This window comes from Bradyrhizobium sp. BR 1432, assembly GCF_051547705.1.
Classification (GTDB): Bacteria; Pseudomonadota; Alphaproteobacteria; order Rhizobiales; family Xanthobacteraceae; genus Bradyrhizobium; species Bradyrhizobium zhanjiangense.
In genome coordinates, this window is record NZ_JBPUGF010000003.1 from 5,950,523 (window position 1) to 5,968,519 (window position 17,997).

Genomic DNA, 17,997 nt, shown 5'->3' on the forward strand with positions numbered 1-17,997 from the left:
TAGTGCTGCGTGGTATAACGTACGCAAAGCTGGGGTGGGCTTTCGCTAAGTAGGGCATCCGGGTGAGCGCCTGCGTCGAAGAGAGCGCGCTAGCGCGGTGAGCGTACAGGCTCACTCCTGATGACAATCCCAGCCGCATCGCGATCAAACGTGTCGGACGTAACCCCGTCCCTGCGCAGCAGATATTTTTCAATCTTGTTAGTTGGCGTCTTTGGCAGATCGCTCAGGATGCGGACGTAGCGCGGCACCATGAAGTGAGCCATTCTTGGCCTGAGGAAGTGGATGAGGTCCGCGGGATCCAGGGTCTGACCTTCGGCGAGGGACACTGCGACGAGCACGTCGTCCTCGCCATGTTCGCTGGGCACGGAGACCGCGGCAGCCTCCCGAATGGCCGGGTGGGCTGCGACTTCGAGCTCGACCTCGAACGAGGAAATATTCTCGCCGCGCCGGCGAATGGCGTCCTTGAAGCGATCGACGAAGAAGTAATTTCCGTCCTGGTCGATGCGGAAGGCGTCGCCCGTGTGAAACCAGCCATTGCGCCAGGCGAGCGCGGTGGCCTCCGCGGCCTTGTTGTAACCGTGATTCATTGCCCAGGGCGTGTCGGTTCGCAGGACCAGTTCCCCGATCTCGCCAACCGCAACTTCGCAGTCATGGGCGTCGACGAGTCGGGCCTCGACACCGGCCCGTGGCTTGCCGCAGGCGGCTGCGACGGTCGGGTTCGGCTCTGTCGCCAGCGGGCAGGAGACTTCCGACATGTTGAAGAGCGTGTGCGTCGTGACGCCGTAGCGTTTGCCGAACGTGATCCCTTCCTCGCTCAAGGGAATGATGGTGACGTTCTTGAGCGGGCTGTCCTTCTCATCGCCATTGTCCGTCCGTTTCATCAGGAAGCTCGCCATCACGCCGAGTAGGATCACCATCGTCGTGTTGGTCTTGGCCACCGTCGACCAGAATGATCCGGTATCGAAACGGTCAACCATGGCGATGGAGCCGCCGTTGATCAGCATGGCGTAGCTCGGCCCCGTCCCGCCGACATGAAACAGCGGAAGGTTCACCATGAACGTGTCGGTGGCGTCGAGGTAAGGGATGCCGTCTCGATCGGCCGAGATGCCGCGCCCCGTGGCATAGAGGTGGGCGTAGGACGACAGGACGCCTTTTGAGGGGCCGGTCGTCCCGGATGTGTAGATGATGGTCTGCGTGTCCCAGGGCGCGATCGGATGATCGAGTTTCGGCGCTTCCGCGGACGTCGAATCGAGGGCACTCGACGGCAGCACCTCGAGCCCGCCAATCGCAGCCGGCTCACCGCTGATCACGACGACCTTGCGGAGCTTGGCTCTGTCGATGTCGCCGAGCCGTGGCAGCAGGCTCGCATGGACGATCGCAACCGTTGCGCCGGCATTGTTGACGACATGTTGGAGAATGCCGCCACGATAGGCGGTGTTGATCGGCACGTAGATGGCGCCCATCATGTTGATGCCAAACCAGGCGCGCAGACATTCAGGGCCGTTCGGGAGCCAGACGAGGACGGTGTCGCCTTGCTTCACGCCCAGCGCTTGCAGGGCGTTGCCGGTTCGGCGCGCCAGGCGTAGCAATTCGCCGTATTTCAACCGGGTGCCGTCGTCGAAGGTTGCGTAGACCTTGTCCGGCGTCTCGCGACCCCAGCGTTCGAGGAGGCAACTCAGAACGCATTCCTCGGCGGCGGGAACCTTGTGGCTCGTCATTGAAACCTCCCTGCTCATATTGTCGCGGCCAGCGCTAAAGGCGCACTAGCCGGGTCGAATGGCCCCGGTCGTTGCGATGCCGGAGCTTCCTTCAGTTCCACGCCGGAGGGCGCGGTCGTCCAACCTCAGTCGGGGCCGATGGCGCGCAGCCCCCGAGCGATGCGGGACAGCGTTTCGATGCAATCGGTAATTTCGGTGGCCGACACGCCCCTCGTTCCCTGCCGGAAGAATTCCAGCGAGCGCGTGTGCAAATCCTTCCAGGCCCCGATGCCGGCCGAGGTGAGGCACACCATCCTCTTGCGGCGATCGTCTTCAGCCTCGACGCGTTCGACAAGACCCTTCTTCTCAAGTCCCTTCAGCACGGCATCCAGATTTTGCCGGCTCACGCCGAGATACGCATAGAGATCCGAGAACAGCATGCCCTTGGGATCGCGGTACAGCGCGCCCAGCGTCGCACCCGTCACGGCCGAGAAACCCAGTTCGCGAACGGCTTGGGTCTCGTAGATGTTGGCGGCCTGAAACAGCCTGAAGAAGAGCCTGTTGTTGAGATGGTCGCGCGAGGAATGACCCGCCGGCAGGTCGCGGCTGGTCCTCGTCCCGGTCTTGACGGCTGTCGGCATCGCGCGTCCCCTTAATTTGTGTAATGATATTGACATAATATGGCCTTGTCCATAGCCTTTGGCGCCAAATGCAGCCCCGTGAGCCGGGAAGGATCGACATGCCGTTTCGAAAGATGCTCATCGCCAACCGCGGGGAAATCGCGCTTCGCATCGCACGGGCGGCGTTCGAGCTGGATATCCCCATCGTCACGGTGTTTCCCGCAGATGACGCGGCTTCCGCCCACGCCAAGGCCGGCAGCGAAGCACGGCAATTGCCGGGTATGGGAGCTGCGGCCTATCTCGATGTCGAAGCCATCGTCGATGCAGCGCGGCAGACTGGTTGCGACGCCGTGCATCCCGGCTATGGGTTTCTGTCGGAGAACCCGGCCTTCGCGCGGGCGCTGTCCGCGGCAGGGATGACTTTCGTCGGTCCGGCCGCGGAGACGCTCGAACTGTTCGGCAACAAGTCGGAGGCGCGGCGGCACGCGCGCGACGCCGGCGTCCCCGTGCTCGAAGGATCGGCCGGAGCGGTTTCCCAGGCCGAGGCGGCGGCCTTCCTGGACAAGCTCGGCAGCGGCGGCGCGATCATGATCAAGGCGGTGGCCGGGGGAGGCGGCCGCGGCATGCGCGTCGTGTCGGCACCGGCCGAACTCGCTGCAGCCTGGGAGCGCTGTCGTTCCGAGGCGCAGGCCTCGTTTGGCGCCGATGCGCTCTATGTCGAACGTTACCTGCCGAACGCGCGCCATATCGAAGTGCAGGTCGTCGGAGACGGCGACGCGATCGTCCATCTGGGCGAGCGCGAATGCACCATCCAGCGGCGCCATCAGAAGATCGTCGAGATGGCGCCGAGCCGGAGCCTGACGCCAAAATTCCGCGACGCCATCTGCGAGGCATCGGTCCGCATGGCCACTGCTGCGGCGTATCGCGGCCTCGGAACATTCGAATTCCTGATGCCTGCGGACGGCGGCAGCTTCGTCTTCATCGAGGCCAATCCGCGCCTGCAGGTCGAGCACACCGTGACCGAGGAGATCTACGGGATCGACCTGGTCAAGACGCAGATCCGCGTCGCTTCGGGCCTGCGGTTGCGCGACATCGGTCTCGGCACCGCGCCCGTTGCGCGCGGCGGCGCGATCCAGTTCCGCGTCAATATGGAGAAGATGACGGCCGATGGTGGTGCGCGACCGACCGGAGGTGCGCTGACGAGGTTCTCCTTGCCGAGCGGTCCCGGCATCCGTGTCGACACGTTCGGCTATGTCGGTTACCGCACCAGTCCGCGTTATGATTCCCTGCTCGCGAAAGTCATCGCTTATTCACCCGAGGGCATGGACGATGCCATCCGGCGCGGGCGGCGGGCGCTGGAAGAGTTTCGCATCGACGGCGTGGAGACCAACATTCCCGTGCTTCGCGCGCTCGTGGAGAACGCGGATTTTCTTGCCGACCGCCTGTCGACGAAATTCCTGGAGCAGCATCACGAAAGCATCTTCGCGGCCGCGACGAAGTTTGCAGGCCACGCCGAACAGCCGGCCAAGCGCTCGCGCGACGTCCGCGCCATCGATCCGCTCGGCGTCTTCGAGAGCAAGGCGGCCATCGCGTCCCAGCAGCTCACCGCAGGACGCGAGCGGCACGCGGTTCATGTGCCGGAAGGACTGGTCGCAATCCCGGCGCCGCTGCAGGGAACGATCGTTGCCTGCAACGTCGCACGGGGCGACCGCGTGCGCGCGGGACAGCAGGTGGTCGCGATCGAAGCCATGAAGATGGAGCATGTGATCGCGGCACCGGTTGCGGGCGTCGTCGAGGACATTCTCGTCACGCGCGGCGACACCATCTTCGAAGGCGAAGTCACTCCTGCACATCACGCCTTCCGACGACGCCGGGGCCGGTGTCGAGGAAGCCGAAGCCATCGATCTCGATCACATCAGGGGCGATCTGGCCGAAGCGCTGGCGCGACGTGCGGAACGGCTCGACGAGGGCCGCCCGGACGCCGTTGCGCGTCGTCGCAAGACCAACCAGCGCACTGCGCGCGAAAACATCTCCGATCTCTGCGATCCCAACTCCTTCATCGAATATGGCGGCCTCGCGCTCGCGGCGCAGCGCCAGCGGCGTTCGCCGGAGGAGCTGCGCCGGATGAGTCCCGCCGATGGCCTGATCACGGGCGTCGGGGCGGTGAACGGCGAGCTGTTCGGCGACGACCAATCGCGCTGCGCGGTCATGGCCTACGACTACACGGTGTTCGCGGGGACGCAGGGCGTCGTCAATCACAAGAAGAAGGACCGGCTGTTGTCGCTCGCCGACAAATGGTCGCTGCCGGTCGTGCTCTTTGCGGAAGGCGGCGGCGGCCGGCCCGGTGACGAATGGCCGACACCTGCGGGGCTGGAAACCACGACGTTCTCGAAGGTCGGCGCCATTAATGGCAAGGTGCCGTTGATAGGTGTGGTTTCGGGACGGTGCTTTGCGGGCAACGCCGCGCTGCTGGGCAGCTGCGACGTCATCATCGCCGACCGAACCTCGAACATCGGCATGGGCGGCCCGGCGATGATCGAAGGCGGTGGGCTCGGCGTGTTTCGCCCTGAAGACATCGGCCCGGTAGATGTCCAGGCGCCGAACGGCGTGATCGACGTGCTGGTCGAGGACGAGGCGGAAGGTGTCGCTGCCGCCCGCAAATATCTCGGCTATTTCCAGGGGCGGGTCCGTGACTGGTCGTGCGCCGACCAGCGTCTGCTGCGCCACGCCGTGCCCGAGAACCGGCTGCGCGCTTACGACGTGCGGCCGATCATCGAGACGCTCGCGGATGCCGGCTCGGTGCTCGAGCTGCGTCCGTCCTTCGGGCGGGGCATGATTACGGCGCTCGCGCGCATCGAGGGCATCCCGATTGGCCTGATCGCGAACGATTCACGGCATCTCGGCGGTGCCATCGACGCCGATGGCGGCGACAAGGCGGCACGCTTCATCCAGCTCTGCGACGGGTTCGGCATTCCCATCGTCTCGCTGTGCGACACGCCGGGCATGATGGTGGGGCCGGAGGTCGAGAAGACCGCCCAGGTCCGCCACGTCTCCCGGGTGTTCGTCGCGGCCTCGCGCGCGACGGTACCTTATTTCACGGTGGTGCTGCGCAAGGCCTATGGGCTCGGCGCGCTGGCCATGGCCGGCGGATCGAGCCAGATGTCGTTCTTCATGGTGGCTTGGCCCAGCGCCGAGTTCGGTGCCATGGGCCTCGAAGGCGCCGTGAAGCTGGCCTATCGGAAAGAGCTCGCCGCGATCGAGGACGCCGCGGCCCGAAAAGCCTGGTTCGACCAGATGGTGGCCAAATCCTACGAGGACAACAAGGCGCTGAGCGGCGCGACCTTCCTCGAGGTCGACGACGTCATCGACCCCTGCGAGACCCGGCGCTGGATCGTCCGCGGGCTCAAGGCGTCGATGCAGCCGGGCCGATTCAGCGAGAGACGAACGACACGCGTCGACCTGTGGTGAACACGGGCGAACAAGGGAGGAAACAATGACAGGGGTCAAACCCGATACCGACTATACACGCAACGAAGAGAGTTATCTGGCGCATGTGCGCGGCCTGCAAGCCGCGCTCTGGCCGGCTGGCGTTCCCAGGGAGCCGGTGTTTCCGCTCGGCCGCCAGCCACTGACGCATTACCTGCGTGAATGGGCACGGCGGCAGCCCGACAAGGCGGCGGTGCTGTTCTACGGTCATGCCATCAGCTACGCCGATCTCGATCGTCTCAGCGACCGCTTCGCGAGCCTCCTGAAACGTCTTGGCGCGCAGAGAGGCGACCGCATCGCGGTGTTCCTGCCGAATTGCCCGCAGTTCTATGTCTGCTTCTACGGCATCCTCAAGGCCGGCTGCGTTCACGTGCCGGTGAATCCGATGTTCACGCGGCCCGAGCTTGCCTACGAGGTCAACGACACGCAGGCGCGCATCGTGATCGCGCACGATCAGCTGGCCCATCTCGTCGAAGAGGTCCGGCAGGAGTGCAATATCGCGCATCTCGTCGTCACGAGCTTTGGCGATGCGCTGGGGGCCGAACCCGAGGGGCCGCTGCCGCCAGCGCTGACGGCGCCGCGGGTCGCGGTCGCCAATTCCATCGACCTCATGGCTGCGCTAGCGCAAGAGGCTGATGCGCCGCCGCAGGCCGATGCCGGCATCGATGATATTGCGGCGCTGAACTATACGGGCGGTACCACCGGCATGCCCAAGGGCTGCGTCCACACGCAGTTCGACATGCTGTTCACCGGCGCCGTCATGGGATCGGTGTCGATGAAGGTCACGTCCGACGATGTCATCATCAATTTCTGGCCGATCTTCTGGATGGCCGGCGAGGACCTCGGCATCATCCTGCCGATGGTGACGGGTTCGACCTGCGTGCTGATGGCCCGCTGGGATCCGCAGGCTTACATGTTCGCCGTCCAGCGCTATCGCGCGACCATCTCGAACATGGTCGTCGACAACGCGGTCGAGATCATGAATCGGCCTGATGCAAGCCAGTACGACCTCAGCTCATTGCGGGAAGTCATGGTGGCGTCCTTCGTCAAGAAGCTCAATCCGGTGTTCCGCGACGGATGGCGCAAGCTCACGGGAACGACGCTGCGGGAAGCGGCGTGGGGGATGACCGAAACGCATTCCTACGATGCCTTCAACCGCGGCTGGCAGGATGACGATCGCGACCTCAAGCAGCGCCAGATCTTTTGCGGCATTCCTGTGCCGCAGACCGACTTCAAGATCCTGGAGTTCGGCTCGGACCGGCTGCTGCCGCTCGGCGAGGAGGGCGAATTGTGCGTGCGCACGCCGTCGCTGCTGAAGGGGTACTGGAACAAGCCGGATGCGACGGCCGAGGGTCTCGTCAATGGCTGGCTGCGCACCGGGGACATCGGCATGATTTCGGAGCAGGGCACCATCCATTTCCTCGGCCGGCGCAAGGAGATGCTGAAGGTGAAGGGGATGAGCGTGTTTCCGTCCGAGATCGAGGCGGCGCTCGGTCAGCATCCCGACGTGACGGGAAGCGGGGTCATCGGACGCGTGGACGATACGCGCGGACAGGTCCCTGTCGCCTTCGTCACCGTGCTGCCGGAGCGCAAGGCGGTAACGACCGCGGACGTGCTCGCGGCCTTCTGTCGGGAGCGCCTCGCGGTCTACAAGATTCCGGAGATCCAGATCGTCGATGCATTGCCGATGACGGCGACCGGCAAGGTCAAAAAGAAGAACTCGCTCGGCTTTACAGCTGAGCGAGTCCTGAGGTCGCGTAAAGTTTCTTCTTGAGGGCCTTACTTCTTGAGGGCTTTGCATTCGCTTTCGCTGGCCGGGATGAACGCTTCCGATCCCGGCACCTTCTTGACCAGGGTGATCAGATCGGTGGGGCTGCCCTTGGCGCCGGGCTTCTTCGCCTCGGCGTAATAGACGTCGCGCATCAGGCGTCCGTCTTCGCGAATGCGGGCGCCCGAGGTGAAGAGATCCTCGACCGGCATCTCCTTCATCTTGGCCAGCACCGCCGTCGTGTCGCTCGTGCCGGCGGCCTTCACCGACTTCAGATAGTGCAGGACCGCGCTATAGACGTTGGCCTGCGGATCGCTCGGCATCTTTCCAAACGCCTTCTTGAAGCGCTCGGCGAAGGCCTTGGTCTTGTCAGAGGCATCCCAGTAGTAGCTCAGCACGAGCGGCATGCCCTGCGTGGCCTCGTTGCCGAGCGCGTCGATGTCGACCGTGGTCAGCGAGAAGGGCACGAAGCGCTGACCGGTGCGGTCGATGCCGAACTCGGCCGCCTGCTTGATCGCGTTGGTCATGTCGGCGCCACCGCCGATGAAGCCGATATTCTTGGCGCCGGAGTTCTGAGCCTGCAGCAGGAACGAGCTGAAATCCGGCGTATTGAGCGGAAAGCGCACCGCGCCGACGAACTTGCCGCCGTCCTTCTCGATCATCTTCTGGGAGTCGCGCTCGATCGAGTGTCCCGCCGCGTAATCCACGGTCAGGAAGAACCAGGACGTCGGCTTGCCGTCGGATGCGCCTTTGATCGTGAGATTGGCGACCTCGTAGCCGTCATTGGCCCATTGCATGCCGTTCGGCGAGCAGGACTTGCCGCTGATGTCGCGGCTCGAGGCCATCGAGACCACCAGCAGCTTGTTCTTTTGCTCGGCAATGCCCTGCACGGCGAGCGCGACGCCGGAGCTGTAGATGTCGAAGATCGCATCGACGCCCTCTGTATCGAACCAGCGCCGGGCGATGACCGAGCCGATGTCCGGCTTGTGGCCGTGGTCCGCGGAGACCAGTTCGATCGGCTTGCCCAACAGCGCGCCACCCATGTCTTCGATGGCGAGGCGGGCAGCCGCGACCGAGCCGGGCCCGGTGATGGCGGAGTAGACGGAAGCCTGGTCGTTCAGGATGCCGATCTTGACGGGCCGATCCTCGGCCGAAGCATCACTAATGCCCATGGCGGCCGCCAAAAGTGCAAGCGATGCCAGCGTCGCTATTGTCCGCGTCATTCTCTCCTCCCGATGTTTCTTCGTCGATCTTTGCATCCACGATTTCACGGAGGTCTATATATGTCAATATCTTTACATGAATGCAGGCATTGGTCCGCTGGCGGTATTCAGTGCCTGACGGTTTGTCGCAGGCTGCCTATGCGAGGAGACGCTCGACGATGGGCTGCGCCACTCCCCAGCGCCGCAGCACCTCGCGCGTATCGTCGCCGGAGACGCGGGCAGATCGCGGGGTGGCGGCCGGCGTGCGGCTGAAGCGCGGCGCCGGGGCCGGCTGCGTCACTTCGTCGATGGTGACGAAGGTGGCGCGTGCGACATTGTGCGGATCGCTCGGCGCCTCATCCCAGTCGAGCACGGGCGCGACGCAGGTGTCCTCGCCGCCCAGCAGAGCAACCCATTCGGCGCGGCTCCGCGTGAGAAACATCGCCGCAATCCGCTGCTTTTGCGCCGGCCATTTCGCCTTGTTCATCTGGTCGTCGAACAGCGGGTCCGTTAGCCGGCACAGCGTGCGGAAGCGCGCGTAGAATTGCGGTTCGATCGCGCCGAGCGCGATGAACTTTCCGTCTGCGGAAGCATAGGTGTCGTAGAACGGCGCGCCGCCATCGACCAGATTGTCGCCGCGCTGATTGCTCTGGCTGCCGGAGGCACGACCTGCGTAGCGACCGGCGGCAAGCAGCGCGGCGCCATCCGTCATGGCGGCATCGACCACCTGTCCCTTCCCGGAGGCGCGGGCCTCGAGCAGTGCAGCCATGATGCCGAAGGCCAGGAACATTGCGCCGCCACCGAAGTCGCCGACCAGGTTGAGGGGCGGTGGCGGCGGCGAGCCGGGGCGGCCGATCGCGTGCAACGCGCCAGTCAGGGCGATGTAATTGATGTCGTGGCCGGCGCGGCGCGCGAGCGGGCCGTCCTGGCCCCAGCCGGTCATGCGGCCATAGACGAGACGCGGGTTGCGCGCGATGCAAATGTCGGGTCCGAGACCCAGACGCTCCATCACGCCGGGGCGATAGCCTTCGATCAGGACCTCGGCCTTTTCAATCAAGGCAAGCGCGCTCGCGACGGCGCCGTCCGCGCGCAGATCGAGATCGACGAAGCGGCAGCCGCGTCCTGTCACGTCGAAGCGCGGCTCGGTGTCGAACATCGAACCGCCGGGCCTGCGGATGCGCACGACCTCGGCGCCAAGATCCGCGAGCAGCATGGCGCAGAACGGGCCGGGACCGATCCCGGCCATCTCGACGACGCGCAGGCCCGCGAGCGGCCCGCTCACCGGATGATCTCGCCGGCGCCGCCGAGGCTGGCGAGCTTGTCGCGGCGGACCTTGAGCCCGGCCGCCTCGCGGTCCCATGTGTCCGCGGACACGCCGTCGGCGCGCGGCAGGTGTTTCTGCACCTTTTGGGTCGGCGTCTTCGGCAGCACTGGCAAGATCCGGATGTAGCGCGGGATCATGAAGTGGGCGAGCCGCGTGCGCAGCCACTCCAGCAGGGTGATCGCGTCGACCGATCGTCCTTCGACCGGCGAAACGACGGCGAGCACCTCGTCCTCGCCGAACTCGCTGGGGACGCCGACGACCGCGACCTCGCGGATATCGGGATGTGCGTTGATCGCAGCCTCGACCTCGAACGAGGAGATGTTTTCACCGCGCCGCCGGATCGCGTCCTTCATGCGATCGACGAAGAAGAACTCGCCGCGTTCGTTCTGTCGGAACGCGTCGCCGGTGTGGAACCAGCCGTTGCGCCACGCACGTGCCGTTGCTTCCGGGTTGCCGTAGTAGCCATGACTCATCGCCCAGGGCGCGTCCGTGCGCAGCACCAGCTCCCCGGTCTTGCCCTGCACGACATCGATGTCGTTCTCGTCGACGACGCGTGCGAACACGCCGGTGCGGGGTCGGCCGCAGGTGCCGAGCGTCTCGGGATCGCGCTCCGAGATGATCGGCCACGACGTCTCGGTCATGTTGAAGACGGTGTAGACCTCGACGCCGAAACGCTCGCCGAACTCCCTGAAGCCATCGGCCAGCGGCACGATGTTGACGACGCGCAGCGTATGGTCGCGGTCGCCCGGGCCCGGCGGCTCCTTCAGCAGGAATGGCACCATGGCGCCGAGCAGGGTCAAATAGGTCGATTGCGTTCGCCGTACCGTGTCCCAGAACGAGCGCGTGTCGAAGGACTCGACGAGCGCGATCGATCCGCCCTTGACGAGCATGCGGTAGACGGCGCCGGTGCCGCTCATGTGGAATAGCGGCAAATTGACCAGATTGCGGTCGTCAATCGTCAGCGGCGCAAAGGCGAGCGCGCAGGAGCCGCAGTGCATGTAGGTGCAGAGCACGCCCTTGGACGGGCCTGTCGTGCCCGACGTGTAGATGATCATCTGGTTGTCCCAGGGCATGATCGGGCGTTGCGGCGCGTCGGGCTCGCCCGGCGCGGAAAGATCGGCCGCGTCATGGTGCCGGAAGCCGGCCAAGCGCTTGTCGCGGGCGTCGGGCCCGATCAGCAGCAAATCGGTCAGTGCGCAGCGGTCGACGTCTTGAAGGCGGTCGACGAGCTCCACGTGGGAAATCAGCAGTCGCGCGCCGGAAATCCGCACGGCGTTCTCAAGCACCTGCCCACGCCAGGCGATGTTCATAGGGACATAGACGGCGCCGATATAGTTGATGGCAAACCAGATACGCAGCGCATCCGGACTGTTCGGAAGCCAGGTGAGGACGTGGTCGCCCTGTGCCACGCCCATGCGTTGAAGGGCGGCTGCGGTGCGGCGAACGGTCGAATGGATCTGTGCGTAGGTCCATTCGTGGCCGTCGTCGAAGCGGACGAACACCTTGTCCGGGGTATCAGCCGCATGGCGGTCGAGGACATGGCGGAGCACGCAGACCTCGGGCGGAAGGATGCGCGGATCCTTCCACGCCGCGTTTGTGCTGTGGCTCGTAGCCTGCATCGACGCTCTTCCCTAGACAGCGCGCTTGCGGAATACGGACATTGCCTTGGGATCGCGGCCTGACAGCAGCGTCGCCATCGTCATGTCCTCGACCGAGATCGCGGCGTGATTGGTCGGCGTGAAGTTGAGGTTGCCGAGCAGGCCCTTGTAGTCCCTGGTCGCGTCCATCGCGCGTTTGACCTTCTCGGGGTCGAAGGACTTCTCCTGTACGATCGCCGCGCGCACCAGATATAGGAAGTCGTAGAAGGGCGAGGCGGCGACGTTGACGCCGGTCTCCTTGGTCTCGGGAAAGGTGTTCGCCTTCTTGGCGAATTCCAGCTGCCTGCTGCCGATGTCTTCCTTGTCGCTCCAGGTCAGCGTCTTGTAGTAGGTGCCGGCCGCGTTCTGCAGCGCTTCCGCGGGCACGAGGTCGAGCAGCGAATCGGCGAACAGCGAGCTATGGCCGGCGATCGCCGGATAGTATTTCTGGCTGTGCATGGAGTTGAATCCCTTGGCCGTGATCGGCGTCGAGCCGGTCCAGAACAGCACGCCGTCGGCGCCGGCCTTGCGCAGATTTCCGACATAGCCGTTCAGGTCCGGCGCCGTAATCGGGAAGACTTCGACGCCGACAGGCGCTACGCCGAGCTTCTTCAGGATGGTCTGGCACGCCGCGACGACCTGTTCGCCATAGGCGGTGTTCTCCTGGAGAATGCCGATCTTCTTCAGCCTCAGCGTCTCGACGAGATAGCGCGAGGCCATCTCCGCCTGCAGGTCCGAATTGAAGGTGCACTGATAATGCCAGGGATAGCGGTTGCCGTCGCCGGCTTCCGAGGCGATGGCGTACATGGTGGTAATGGTCTTCGATGACGTCGTGACCGCGAGTGCGGCCAGTGACTGGCTCGAACCGGTGGGACCGCATATGTAGCGGACGCCGCCTTCCTGCAGCTTCTTGATGACGGCAGGTTCGCGCGCAGGGACGCTTCGTCGTCTTCTTCCTGGCGCGCGATCTTCCGGCCCATGACGCCGCCGGCAGCATTGATCTCGTCGATCGCGATCAGTCCGCCGATATAGAGCGGGGCGTAGGAGGAGGCGAGCCGACCGGTCGTCGGTCGCACCCAGCCGATGTTGAAGGTATCGTCGGCCGCGAAACCCGGTCGCACCAAGGTACTCGCGCCAAGGGCTGCCACACCGCCGAGAAACAGGCGACGGTCGAGAGTGTTGCGTCGGATCGTCATGGCATTCCCTCCCAATATGTTCTTGTTGCTTCTGCGCGAGGCGCGTGGAGCTAGATCGGCGGGATCGACCGGAATTTCGGCGGGTGATCCGGCTCGCGCCGCGGCGGCACCTGTGCGAAGATCTCGATGATGCGACGGCGTGTGGTGCGCGGATCAATCACGTCGTCGACGCCGAAGCCCTCGGCCGCATGGATGGCGCCGGTCTGTGCACGCGTCTCCTCGATCATTTCCTGGCGGCGCGCCTGCGGATCGGGGGCGGACATGTATTCTTTCCGGAATGCGACATCGACGGCCCCCTCGATCGACATCGCGCAAATCTGCGCCGAAGGCCAGGCGAAGGAGGCGTCGGAATCGAAGGCACGGCCACCGTTCATGGCGAAATAGCCGAGGCCAAAGCCCTTGCGGATCACCACCGACACGCGCGGGACGCTGGCGTGGCCCCATTCGTAGATCAGCTTTGCGCTTCGCCGCCCGAGTGTGGTGCGCTCCGCAGCCGAGCCGATGTAGAAGCCGGGCACGTCGATCAGCGAGATCAGCGGCAGGCCATAGGCATCGCAGAGCGCGATGAAATGCGCGCCCTTCTCGCAGGCATTGGCATCGAGGATGCCGCCGGTCCGCATCGGCTGGTTGGCGATGAAGCCGACCGGCCGTCCGCCAAGCCGCGCGAATGTGGTGATGATATTGCCGGCAAAGGTTGGCTTGATCTCGAACAGGCTGCCGACATCGGCGATGCCTCTGATGATCTGGCGCATGTCATAGGCGCGTCGGGTCGAGGGCGGAACGATATCGAGCAGCGCGTCGTCTCCGCGATCGCTGGGATCATCGGTCGCCACCAGGGGCAGGGGCTTGCGCGCGTTTCCGGGCAAATAAGAGAGGAAGCGCTTCGCGGCGGCGAACGCCTCGTCCTCGCTGGCGACGCCGAGATCGGCAAGGCCCTGCTTGTCGACCTGCACCGCGGCGCCGCCGAGCGCTTCCTGGTCGGTCTCCTCGCCGGTCCCGGCCTTCACCAGCGCAGGTCCCGCAAGGCCCATCACGGACTGGCCGCGCACCATGACGACGAGGTCGGCGAGGCCGGCATAATTGGTCGGTCCGGCAAAGCCTGCACCGAGCATCAGCGCGACCATCGGGATCCATCCCGAGGCATGCGCAAGGTCGTGAAACATGCTGTTGGCTTGGGCGAAGTGCCGCGAGTTTTGTCCGCCCTGGATGCGGTGGCCGCCACCGTCGAGCATCATGACCATGGGGATGCCGCGGCGGATCGCGATCTTCACCAGGCGGTGGGTCTTGGCGCTGCCGAACTTGCCGATGCTGCCGCCGAATACGCTGAAATCCTGCGCGAAGACGGCGACGGGGCGCCCGTCGATGCGTGCGGTGCCCGTAACGACACCGTCGGCCGGCGATTTGTCGCGGGGATGGGGCTGGCCTGCCTGCGGCTCCTCCGAGGCGAGCGCGCCGATCTCATCGAACGTACCGGGATCGACGAGACTGGCGATCCGTGAGCGCGGCGACATGCGGCCGCGTTCGGCCAGCCGCTTCATCGCCTCGGGACGCGCCTCGTCCATCAACTTGCCGCGCTCGCTCTCGATCGCCGCGAGAATCTGCCGCTGCCCGGCATCGGGATTGGTCGTCATGGCTGGCTCTGTCGGGGTTCGGAATGATGGGGCGCGCCGTGCTCGCCCATGAAGGCGGCGTGCAGGGCGTCGCCGGCTGCGATCTCGGCAGCCGGGCCGCTGGCGATGACGCGCCCGTTCTGCATGACATAGGCGTCGTTGGCGATCTCGAAGGCGCGCTCCACCATCTGCTCGACGAGGAGGATCGCGACCCCTTGCGCTCGTAGTGCGAGGATGGCGGCCAGCACCTGGTCCACCAGGACCGGCGCGAGGCCGAGCGAGGGCTCGTCGAGCATGAGCAGCTTCGGCTCGCGCATCATCGCCTGGGCGATCGCGAGCATTTGTTGCTGGCCGCCGGACAGGCTGCCGGCCGGCAGGTTCATCTTCTCCTGCAGGATCGGAAAAAGCTCGTGGATGCGCGCGACACGCCGGCCGTGCTCTTGCTCGGTGAGGCGCAGCCCATAGCGGCCGAGCTCGATATTGTCGGTGACACTCTGGCGCCGGAACAGGCGCCTGCCTTCCGCGACGTGCAGCAGGCCCGCATCGACGATGGCATTCGGCCGCGCGGTCGTGATGTCGCGGCCATCGAAGGTGATCCTGCCGGAGGTCGGACGATTGAGGCCGGACAAGGTGCGCAGCAATGTCGACTTGCCGGCGCCGTTGCGGCCGACCAGCACGACGATGCGTCCCTGGCGAACGTCGACCGAGACGTCCTCGAGAACGCGGACATGGCCATAGCCTGCATCAACATTGGCGGCCGACAGCAGCGGCGCGGAGACCATCGCCTTCATGCGGGAACTCCAGCTTTCAGCGCCCGCTCGCCCATATAGGCCCGCATCACGCGTTCGTCGTTGAACACCGCTGATGGCTTGCCCGCGGCGAGCACCGCGCCGCGGTCGAGAACGGTTACGCGGCTTGCGACATTGGCAACGAGGTCGAGATGGTGCTCGACGATCACGATCGTCGCCCCCAAACCGCAGATGCGCATGATGAGCCGCTCCAGCCGCTCCAGTTCGGACATCGACAGTCCTGCCGCGGGCTCGTCGAGCAGGATCAGCCGCGCGCCGCCCATCATGGCGCGGGCAATCTCGACCAGCCGTTGCTGGCCGTGCGGGATCTCGCCGGCTTCGATGTCGGCGCGGTCGGCGACGCCGACGAATTGCAGGAAGCCGAGCGCCTCCTGCCGCAGTCGCCGCGTCTCAGCACGCGCCGATGGCAGCCGCAACGCCGTCGAGAGCAGCCCCGCGCGTTCGCGCGTATAGGCGCCGAGCATGACGTTATCGAGCGCCGTGAGGTCGGCGATCAGCCGCGGAGTCTGGAAGGTGCGTCCGACACCACGCGCGGCGATCTGCTGCGCGCCGGAGCCGAGCGCCTCGGCGCCGCCGATCTTCACGCTGCCGGAGTCGGGCACGTAATATCCGCTGGCGAGATTGAGCAGCGTCGTCTTGCCGGAGCCGTTCGGGCCGACGATGGCGCAGCAGCTTCCGGCTGGAACGGAGAGATCCACGCCGTCGAGGGCCTGGACGCCGCCGAATTGCTTGCGCAGTCCGGTGATGTCGAGCGCCAGGCCTGCGATCGGCGGATGCTCCCTGGCTTCGGACGCGGCAGCGTTGGCTGCCGGCTTGGCCGGTGCCATGCGCCGCCAGGCCTGCCGCAGTGCGCCGTACAGGCCATGCGGTGCGAACAGCATCAGGCCCAGCAGCATGCCGCCGTAGATCAGCATGCGCCAGCTCTGGAGGCCGGCCAGCAGTTCCGGGATCAGGAAGAAGACCAGCGCGCCGATGATCGGTCCCCAAAGCGTGCCGAGGCCGCCGAGCACCACGGTCAGCAGGAAGAAGATCGAGAAGTCGGCGGTGAAGTCATCCGGTGTGACCACCGTCTTCTGCACGGCGAAGAAGGCCCCCGCAACACCTGCAAGTGCGGCCGAGATCACGAAGGCAACGAGCTTGGTCCGCTGCGGCGAGGCACCGACGGCAAGCGCTGCCGGCTCGACGTCGCGCACCGCGACGAAGGCGCGGCCGAAGCGGGAGTGCACGATGTTGCGCACCAGGATGAAGGCGACGATCGTGACCGCGACGATCGTGTAATAGAGCGGCCGCGGGCCGAATTCGGAGCCGAAAGCCGAGGGCGGCGGCACGCCGACGACGCCGGCAAAGCCCTTTGTCAGCCAGCGCCACTCGACGATCATCTTCTCGAAGACCAGCGCAAAGGCGAGTGTGATGAAGGCGAAGTACCAGGTGCTGAGCCGGAAGGCGGGCAGGGCCGCCAGCACGCCGAGCCCGGCGGCGAGCACCATTCCGACCACGGCTGCGGGCCAGAACGGCCAATGATGATCGACGGTCAGGAGGGCGACCGAGTAGGCGCCGATCGCGACGAACGCGGCGTGCCCGAGCGAGACCTGCCCGGCATAGCCCGCGAGCAGATTGAGGCCGATCGCGGCGATGATGTAGATGCCGAGCTGGGTGGCGACGAACAGCGCGTAGGAATTGGCGCCGACAAAAGCAGGAAGGGCCAGCGCAACGGTGAGTGCGGCGAGCTGCATGGTGATGGGAATGACGGCGCGTGACATGATCAGACCGTCCGTGCATTCGGGCTGCCGAACAGGCCTTCCGGCTTCAAGAGCAGCACCGCCAGGACGACGATAAAGATCACCGCTTCCTGGTAGCCGGGCGACAGCAGCGACGCGCCGACCGCTTCCGTGACGCCGATGACGTATCCGGCGATCAGCGCGCCGCGATTGTTACCGATCGAGCCGACGGCCGCAGCCGCAAAACCCTTGAGCAGCAGATCCGGACCGAGGGACGTCGATGCATAGAGGACGGGCGCGGCGAGAATGCCGGTCATGGCCGCGAATGCTGCACCGAGGAAAAACGACCAGCGGCCGAGACTGCCGGGATCGATGCCGCGCAGCAGGGCCGCCTCGCGATCTTCGGCGACCGCCATCACGGCCTTGCCCTTGAGCGTGCGGTAGATTCTCTCGACGATGAGAACGAGCACCAGCGTCACCAGGATGAGCGCAATCTCGTAGGACGAGATGCGCGACGACAGGATGTCGAGCGATTCCATGCTGAGCAGCGCGGGCGGCTTGACCAGGATCGGATCGGGTCCCCAGAAGCGCCCGACGAGGTTGGAGATGATCAGGGACGTCGCGAGCGTCGTGATGACCCAGCCCGTTCCCGTCTGCGATCGCGCCAGGATGGGCGCGACCGCAACACGCTCCTCGACCAGCCCGATGCATCCGACGGCGACGAGCGTCCCTGCGAAGGCGACCAGCCACGGCATGCCCGCGAGCGAGGTGAGGCTCGCGAAGATCATCGCGCCGAGCATGACGAGCTCTCCTTGCGCGAAGTTGAACACGTTGGTCGGCCGGTAGAGAATATTGAAGCTCACCGCGACCAATGCATAGAGGCTGCCCGCGACGATGCCATGCGCGAGGACGTCGATATCCATCGGCGTG

General features: G+C 65.4%; 11 protein-coding genes and 1 pseudogene. 2 read left to right on the forward strand and 10 right to left on the reverse strand.

The genetic code is table 11. From position 1 onward, the window contains the following. Positions 1 to 89 precede the first annotated feature (89 nt). Together ACSKB8_RS28780 and ACSKB8_RS28785 are read right to left on the reverse strand one after the other, a co-directional pair. Positions 90 to 1,718 (reverse strand): AMP-binding protein, encoded by a 1,629-nt coding sequence (locus tag ACSKB8_RS28780; RefSeq protein ID WP_438107824.1) that lies wholly within the window; start codon positions 1,716 to 1,718, stop codon positions 90 to 92. Positions 1,719 to 1,843: 125 nt separating this feature from the next. Beyond that, entirely contained in the window at positions 1,844 to 2,338 is a 495-nt protein-coding gene (locus ACSKB8_RS28785) for a MarR family winged helix-turn-helix transcriptional regulator (protein ID WP_438107825.1), read from the reverse strand. A gap of 98 nt (positions 2,339 to 2,436) precedes the next feature. Between ACSKB8_RS28785 and ACSKB8_RS28790 the strand changes: the two are divergent. Both ACSKB8_RS28790 and ACSKB8_RS28795 read left to right on the forward strand, forming a co-directional pair. Beyond that, a pseudogene (locus ACSKB8_RS28790) lies at positions 2,437 to 5,785 on the forward strand (carboxyl transferase domain-containing protein). Positions 5,786 to 5,810: 25 nt separating this feature from the next. Beyond that, the gene (locus ACSKB8_RS28795; protein WP_438107826.1) at positions 5,811 to 7,577 is read left to right on the forward strand and encodes an AMP-binding protein; all 1,767 of its coding nucleotides are present in this window, start codon (positions 5,811 to 5,813) and stop codon (positions 7,575 to 7,577) included. Positions 7,578 to 7,582: 5 nt separating this feature from the next. Here ACSKB8_RS28795 and ACSKB8_RS28800 read toward each other — a convergent pair whose 3' ends face one another. From ACSKB8_RS28800 to ACSKB8_RS28835, 8 genes are all read right to left on the reverse strand, one after another. Next, on the reverse strand, positions 7,583 to 8,794 hold the full coding sequence (locus tag ACSKB8_RS28800) for an ABC transporter substrate-binding protein (protein ID WP_438107827.1): 1,212 nt from the start codon (positions 8,792 to 8,794) through the stop codon (positions 7,583 to 7,585). 136 nt (positions 8,795 to 8,930) lie between these two features. Further along, on the reverse strand, positions 8,931 to 10,055 hold the full coding sequence (locus ACSKB8_RS28805) for a CaiB/BaiF CoA transferase family protein (protein ID WP_438107828.1): 1,125 nt from the start codon (positions 10,053 to 10,055) through the stop codon (positions 8,931 to 8,933). Next, the gene (locus tag ACSKB8_RS28810; RefSeq protein WP_438107829.1) at positions 10,052 to 11,716 is read right to left on the reverse strand and encodes an AMP-binding protein; all 1,665 of its coding nucleotides are present in this window, start codon (positions 11,714 to 11,716) and stop codon (positions 10,052 to 10,054) included. The genes ACSKB8_RS28805 and ACSKB8_RS28810 overlap by 4 nt, the downstream gene beginning before the upstream one ends. Positions 11,717 to 11,728: 12 nt before the next feature. Beyond that, on the reverse strand, positions 11,729 to 13,087 hold the full coding sequence (locus ACSKB8_RS28815; RefSeq protein ID WP_438107830.1) for an ABC transporter substrate-binding protein: 1,359 nt from the start codon (positions 13,085 to 13,087) through the stop codon (positions 11,729 to 11,731). Next, positions 12,981 to 14,561 carry an acyl-CoA carboxylase subunit beta gene (locus tag ACSKB8_RS28820; protein ID WP_438107831.1) on the reverse strand — a complete coding sequence of 527 codons (1,581 nt, stop codon included), beginning with the start codon at positions 14,559 to 14,561 and terminating at the stop codon, positions 12,981 to 12,983. Before ACSKB8_RS28820 ends, ACSKB8_RS28815 begins: the two co-directional genes overlap by 107 nt. Beyond that, positions 14,558 to 15,331 carry an ABC transporter ATP-binding protein gene (locus ACSKB8_RS28825; protein WP_438107832.1) on the reverse strand — a complete coding sequence of 258 codons (774 nt, stop codon included), beginning with the start codon at positions 15,329 to 15,331 and terminating at the stop codon, positions 14,558 to 14,560. The genes ACSKB8_RS28820 and ACSKB8_RS28825 overlap by 4 nt, the downstream gene beginning before the upstream one ends. Further along, the gene (locus tag ACSKB8_RS28830; protein ID WP_438107833.1) at positions 15,328 to 17,109 is read right to left on the reverse strand and encodes a branched-chain amino acid ABC transporter ATP-binding protein/permease; all 1,782 of its coding nucleotides are present in this window, start codon (positions 17,107 to 17,109) and stop codon (positions 15,328 to 15,330) included. Before ACSKB8_RS28830 ends, ACSKB8_RS28825 begins: the two co-directional genes overlap by 4 nt. Before the next feature lie 2 nt (positions 17,110 to 17,111). Next, positions 17,112 to 17,990 (reverse strand): branched-chain amino acid ABC transporter permease, encoded by an 879-nt coding sequence (locus ACSKB8_RS28835; RefSeq protein ID WP_438107834.1) that lies wholly within the window; start codon positions 17,988 to 17,990, stop codon positions 17,112 to 17,114. Positions 17,991 to 17,997: the final 7 nt, after the last annotated feature.

Excerpts from the sequence above, each read along its gene's own strand:
- ACSKB8_RS28780 (WP_438107824.1), bottom strand. The coding sequence starts at position 1,718 with ATGACGAGCCACAAGGTTCCCGCCGCCGAGGAATGCGTTCTGAGTTGC.
- ACSKB8_RS28785 (WP_438107825.1), bottom strand. The coding sequence starts at position 2,338 with ATGCCGACAGCCGTCAAGACCGGGACGAGGACCAGCCGCGACCTGCCG.
- ACSKB8_RS28795 (WP_438107826.1), top strand. The coding sequence starts at position 5,811 with ATGACAGGGGTCAAACCCGATACCGACTATACACGCAACGAAGAGAGT.
- ACSKB8_RS28800 (WP_438107827.1), bottom strand. The coding sequence starts at position 8,794 with ATGACGCGGACAATAGCGACGCTGGCATCGCTTGCACTTTTGGCGGCC.
- ACSKB8_RS28810 (WP_438107829.1), bottom strand. The coding sequence starts at position 11,716 with ATGCAGGCTACGAGCCACAGCACAAACGCGGCGTGGAAGGATCCGCGC.
- ACSKB8_RS28820 (WP_438107831.1), bottom strand. The coding sequence starts at position 14,561 with ATGACGACCAATCCCGATGCCGGGCAGCGGCAGATTCTCGCGGCGATC.
- ACSKB8_RS28825 (WP_438107832.1), bottom strand. The coding sequence starts at position 15,331 with ATGAAGGCGATGGTCTCCGCGCCGCTGCTGTCGGCCGCCAATGTTGAT.
- ACSKB8_RS28830 (WP_438107833.1), bottom strand. The coding sequence starts at position 17,109 with ATGTCACGCGCCGTCATTCCCATCACCATGCAGCTCGCCGCACTCACC.
- ACSKB8_RS28835 (WP_438107834.1), bottom strand. The coding sequence starts at position 17,990 with ATGGATATCGACGTCCTCGCGCATGGCATCGTCGCGGGCAGCCTCTAT.